The following is a 4,638-nucleotide window of genomic DNA, read 5'->3' as shown; positions in this document are numbered from 1 at the left end:
TGCTGCGAGTACTGATTTACAGCGTGGTGGTGTGATACTTTATCCCCCAAATAAACCAAAATAATTAATGAAGGTAATGAATGTTTTTAACTGAGTTTTTTGGTTTCTTTTCGCTATCAGCTTTTGCCTCGTGGGGTTTTTTGATGGCATTTTTTTTTAATATTTTTGTTTTTTCATTAGATATAAAAAGAAATACAACCTTATTGCTCAGTTCTTTCATTATGATGTTTTCTTATTCTACATCAGACTATTTTTTCTCATGGTTATCAGTTGAAAGCTCACTTTATCTTGATTGGGCACTTTATGATTATGCTACTGTGGGTGCCTTATTATCAGTTTATTTACTATTAAAAAAAACAACTCCCTCATTTATGTATTTATTAATAGGCCTTATAGTTAATTCATTATTGAGTTTGTGTATGTACTTAGATATGTATGTTTACAATAACAGGGAACCTTGGTTCTTGTGGGATTTGTATACATTTTCAGTCAATATAATCGATCTTATAATGATTGTTATTTTGATTGTAGATAGAGACTTACTTGGTTTTCATAAATTAAAAAGCAAACTCCTTAATTACTTCAAGTCAAACGATACCCACAAAGTAACTTAGCTTAAATGTACGTTACTGAACCCCTAATGGTTTATGTACAAGCCTTCACTCAGTGGGGCTTTTTAATGGCCTTTCTGTATTGTTTGACCTCTACGATAAATAAAGAAAATAAGTCTCCTGTTTATTTATCTGCGCTTATGCTCTGCTCATATGTTTTTAGTGGTTATATAGACTTATTAGAAGGTTTATATTTAAACTCGATGCTCTACGATTTTGTTACAATTTTAGCTTTGTTAATTTTAGAGTACTTTAAAGTACTTCACCGCTCTATAGCTTTTCACTTCATCATCTTTGCGTTAATAATAAATGCTGTGCTTACCTTAATATTACATTACGATCTAAACATCTTGTATAACTATGAGCCTTGGTGGTATTGGAGTGTTTATTCTGTTGGTGTAAATATGTTCGATGTTTTAATGATTCTGTCACTAGTATTCAACAAAAATCTCAAAAATAATGGATAATATTCTAGTTAATCCAGCAATTTCTTTTTACATAGGTGCATTTGTACAGTGGGGCTTTTTAATGGCTTTTTTGTACTCATTAGTTATAAGTATTAACAAACCTAGAAAAGAAGCTGTATGGTTATCATTTGTTATGTCAATTTCTTACTCCTCAAGCTTGTTTATAGATATACAACACATATCGTATTTTCAGCTCTTTTTGTTTGATATAACAACTATTTTCGCCATTATTATTTTAAGGTTGTTCATTATTGAAAATCTTATATCGATCTACTTGTTGTTAGGGTTGATTATAAACTCATCATTATTTCTTGGTATGTATATAGATGTGTCAGTTTTTAATAATTACGAACCTTGGTGGTTTTGGTTTTTTTATTCAATTGTTATTAATTTAGCCGACTTTATGATGCTAGCTATATTTTTTATAAACAAAGATTTTTTAGCTTTAGCTGCAATTAAAATATGGTTCCACAATAGTATTATGAAAAGGAATAATAGTAGTGGCTGACATACTTTGGGCTCTGGTAGATTTAGGATATAACGTAGCAATACTATTTACATGGTTCTTCCTAATCGCATTTTTATATAACCTATCAGCGAGTATTAATAAAAATGATAAAAGTAGAACGCATCTTTCATTTATAATGATGGCCTCATATATATCTAGTCTTTTTATGGATCCACTTATTGAAAATCCTCACCTAAATTACTTCTATTATGATCTTGCTACTATTAGCGCCCTGATACTTTGGCGATTTATATATAAAAAATTAGTACCAATTGTTTTCTCCTATTTAATTGTAGGCCTTTTTATTAATGCATGTTTATTTTTAGGTATGCACTACGATATTGAAATTGCAGGTACTCTTTACTATTGGTGGTTTTGGACTGTTTATATTTTTGGAATGTATTTTGTCGACTTTACAATGGCATTGGTATTAATCATCAATAAGGATGTTTTAGGCTTAAACAAGCTTTTAAGGTGTGTTAGAAAGTTAAGTTTGGATCGCTGAGGCAGTATAGCTCAACTTAAAAGAAGAGTGATTTTGTGCCTTTTCTGATGTTGCCGTAATATGTAAAGCGGTATAATAATTTTTTATCTAGTGTTGGAGTAAGATGATTGAGCTACTTTTAAATACAAACATCTCTTTTTATATAGGTGCTTTTGTACAGTGGGGCTTTTTGATGGCTTTTATCTAGCGTCAATTAACTTGGCCGGTTCCGCGTCAATTATCTTGGCCGGTTGATACCGAATTTTATTTACTCTTATTGAGCGCTGTTTTGCGTCGGTAGCTGTCACCTTCACAATGAATAATCGTGGCATGATGAACCAAACGATCGATTGCCGCGACTGTCATCGTTGAATCTTCAAATAGTTCATCCCATTGCTCAAATGATTTGTTTGATGTGATGATCATGCTGTGTCGCTCATAGCGATGGGCTATCAATTCAAACAGCACGCTCGTTTCCTGTTCAGTTTTTCGAACGTAACCAACGTCATCAACGATTAATAAGCTGTATTTATCGAGCTTTACAAGTTCGTCTTGCAAGCGTAAATGTCGCTTTGCTTGCTGGAGTTGTTGAACAATCGCTGACGCGGCAACGAACTTAACTTTATGGCCCTGCTCGATAAGGCCATAACCGATGCTACTGGCGATATGCGTTTTACCAAGACCACTGGCGCCAAATAACAATATATTGCCACCGTGCTTCAACCAATCCGGCTGATTTATTAAATCAGCAACAAGGGGCTTACTAACCCCATCAACAAGGGTAAAGTCGAAGCTGCTAAGGTGTTTACCCATTGGCAATTTTGCATCTTTTAAAAGCCGCTGAAGGCGTTTGTCATCGCGTGTCGCAAGTTCAACATGGCACAGCTCAGACAAGTATTGCTGCGGGCTCCATTGTTCTTCCATCGCTTTTTTTCCCAGGGTATTCCACTGTTGAAGCATGGTGCTAAGCTTTAATTGTTTCAGCATTAAAGGTAACGAGGCCGTGAAGTTATCCATGTAGACCTCCCGGTATCATGCTGCTATAAGCGCTCAAGCTGTGTTGCTTTATTTTTATTGTGGGTATGTTTGATGCAATCACTAAAAATTGCGCTTCACATTCTCGGATGGCCGGTAATTGTCGCTGAGTAATTGACACTGCTACAAATCGTCCTAATTGACGTTCACACCCACTTTGTTTTGCTAAATGGAGCAGTTTTACCATGTAATAGCTCGCTTCATCCGCTAAAAGATGAGTATTAACGTATTCCCAAATAGCTTTGTAATTGTCGCTTGGGAGTAAGTCGTCACGTAGTTGTGAGTAGCGAAATGCCAATGGTTTTTTAACCAATGCGTCAATAACATGCAAGTAACTAATATTGCGTGCACGGCACCCTTTAGAAGCATAGACACGCGCTAACGTTTGAACTAAATCGCTGCCATAGCGCAGCTCTAAGCGGTTGTCATATAAACGAACAAGTAATCGGCTACCAATAAGGCGTGACGGGACGCTATAGGTAACACGTTTCAATGAAATAGTACTCGTACGTGACACCGTTAGATAATGCTCGGTGTAATTGACGCTCATCGTCCGTGGTAAAGCGTGTAATTGTCGCTGCTCTACTGCGTACTTATCACTTACACGGCGATTACGGCGAGCAACAATGTCTGCAACAAACGATTCATAGACTTCTCTTGTCTGAAAGTCATAACTACCACGGATTTTTAATGCTTGCTCCAGTTGCGATTTAAGATGCCCATGAGGGCTCTCAATAGCCCCATTTTCATGCGCAATACCGCGGTTATTACGGGTCGCTTTAAAGCCATAATGGATAACTAGCTCATTAAAGCGCTCTGTAAAATCATTATCATTAGTATGATTACGATAGGCGGCACTGAGACTGTCTGTACGCACTTCTTTAGGCACACCGCCGGCTGCTTTAAATGCGTTTTGCACACCATCAGAAAAAGCAGCAAAGCTTTCACCGCNCTGGCGGGCATACGATAATGAAACAACATATGCTTAAGGGGTTCACTAGCAATGGTAACGGGTGACTTCACATGTGTGAAATCACATATACCTAATAGGCCATACTCGTGTGTTTGCAGGAATACGACCTCTTTGCTTGAGCCATACAGTGCCCGCCATTTATGAATTCGACGCTCTAATGTACGCCGTGAGCTCGGGTTAAATTTGTCGGTGTGAAACTCGCAAAGATGATCAAAAATTCCCACTGGAGTTAACGTAGCATCACCTTGAAGTAGAGGGACAACAATACTGTCCCAGATAGATTCAAGTGGATCTATACGTGTTCGCCATTGGCGTTTATTAGACAATGGCTGCTCATCCAGTTTATCAATGCGCCTTGCTGAACGTTCAGAAATACCTGCTTTCGCAGCCGCGATAACTTGGCTATTACGCTTTCTATGTTTCATATAAATAGTGACCTGCTGATCAGTGATTCGTGTTCCCGGCACAGTGAACTCCTCCGTTCTGCTGTACCGAACCTTATCAGATCAACCGGCCAAGATAATTGTCGCTAGACCGGCCACCGTAATTGTCGCTTAATA

Annotated in this window: 4 protein-coding genes and 1 pseudogene; 3 read left to right on the top strand and 2 right to left on the bottom strand. The window is 37.4% G+C overall.

The annotated features are described in order from the left end of the window. Positions 1 to 80 precede the first annotated feature (80 nt). The 3 genes from L652_RS1000000125115 to L652_RS0107245 all read left to right on the top strand — a co-directional run bounded on the left by L652_RS1000000125115 (position 81) and on the right by L652_RS0107245 (position 2,091). Positions 81 to 614 carry a hypothetical protein gene (locus tag L652_RS1000000125115; protein WP_024596069.1) on the top strand — a complete coding sequence of 178 codons (534 nt, stop codon included), beginning with the start codon at positions 81 to 83 and terminating at the stop codon, positions 612 to 614. A gap of 456 nt (positions 615 to 1,070) precedes the next feature. Continuing rightward, positions 1,071 to 1,586, top strand: coding sequence for a hypothetical protein (locus L652_RS1000000125350; protein ID WP_024596067.1), 516 nt, complete (start codon positions 1,071 to 1,073; stop codon positions 1,584 to 1,586). After that, positions 1,579 to 2,091, top strand: coding sequence for a hypothetical protein (locus tag L652_RS0107245; RefSeq protein ID WP_024596066.1), 513 nt, complete (start codon positions 1,579 to 1,581; stop codon positions 2,089 to 2,091). Before L652_RS1000000125350 ends, L652_RS0107245 begins: the two co-directional genes overlap by 8 nt. Positions 2,092 to 2,334: 243 nt before the next feature. Here the strand turns inward: L652_RS0107245 and istB are convergent, their stop codons facing one another. Both istB and L652_RS01000000123410 read right to left on the bottom strand, forming a co-directional pair. After that, positions 2,335 to 3,087 carry an IS21-like element helper ATPase IstB gene (istB, locus tag L652_RS0107240; RefSeq protein ID WP_008108712.1) on the bottom strand — a complete coding sequence of 251 codons (753 nt, stop codon included), beginning with the start codon at positions 3,085 to 3,087 and terminating at the stop codon, positions 2,335 to 2,337. Continuing rightward, positions 3,080 to 4,545: pseudogene (locus L652_RS01000000123410) on the bottom strand (IS21 family transposase). Before L652_RS01000000123410 ends, istB begins: the two are co-directional and overlap by 8 nt. Between the last annotated feature and the right edge of the window lie 93 nt (positions 4,546 to 4,638).

Origin of the sequence: Pseudoalteromonas sp. TB25, from assembly GCF_000497995.1 — a bacterium.
In the GTDB taxonomy this organism is placed as follows: domain Bacteria; phylum Pseudomonadota; class Gammaproteobacteria; order Enterobacterales; family Alteromonadaceae; genus Pseudoalteromonas; species Pseudoalteromonas distincta.
The sequence above is the reverse complement of the archived record's forward strand: the minus strand, read 5'-3'. Positions and strand labels throughout refer to the sequence as shown.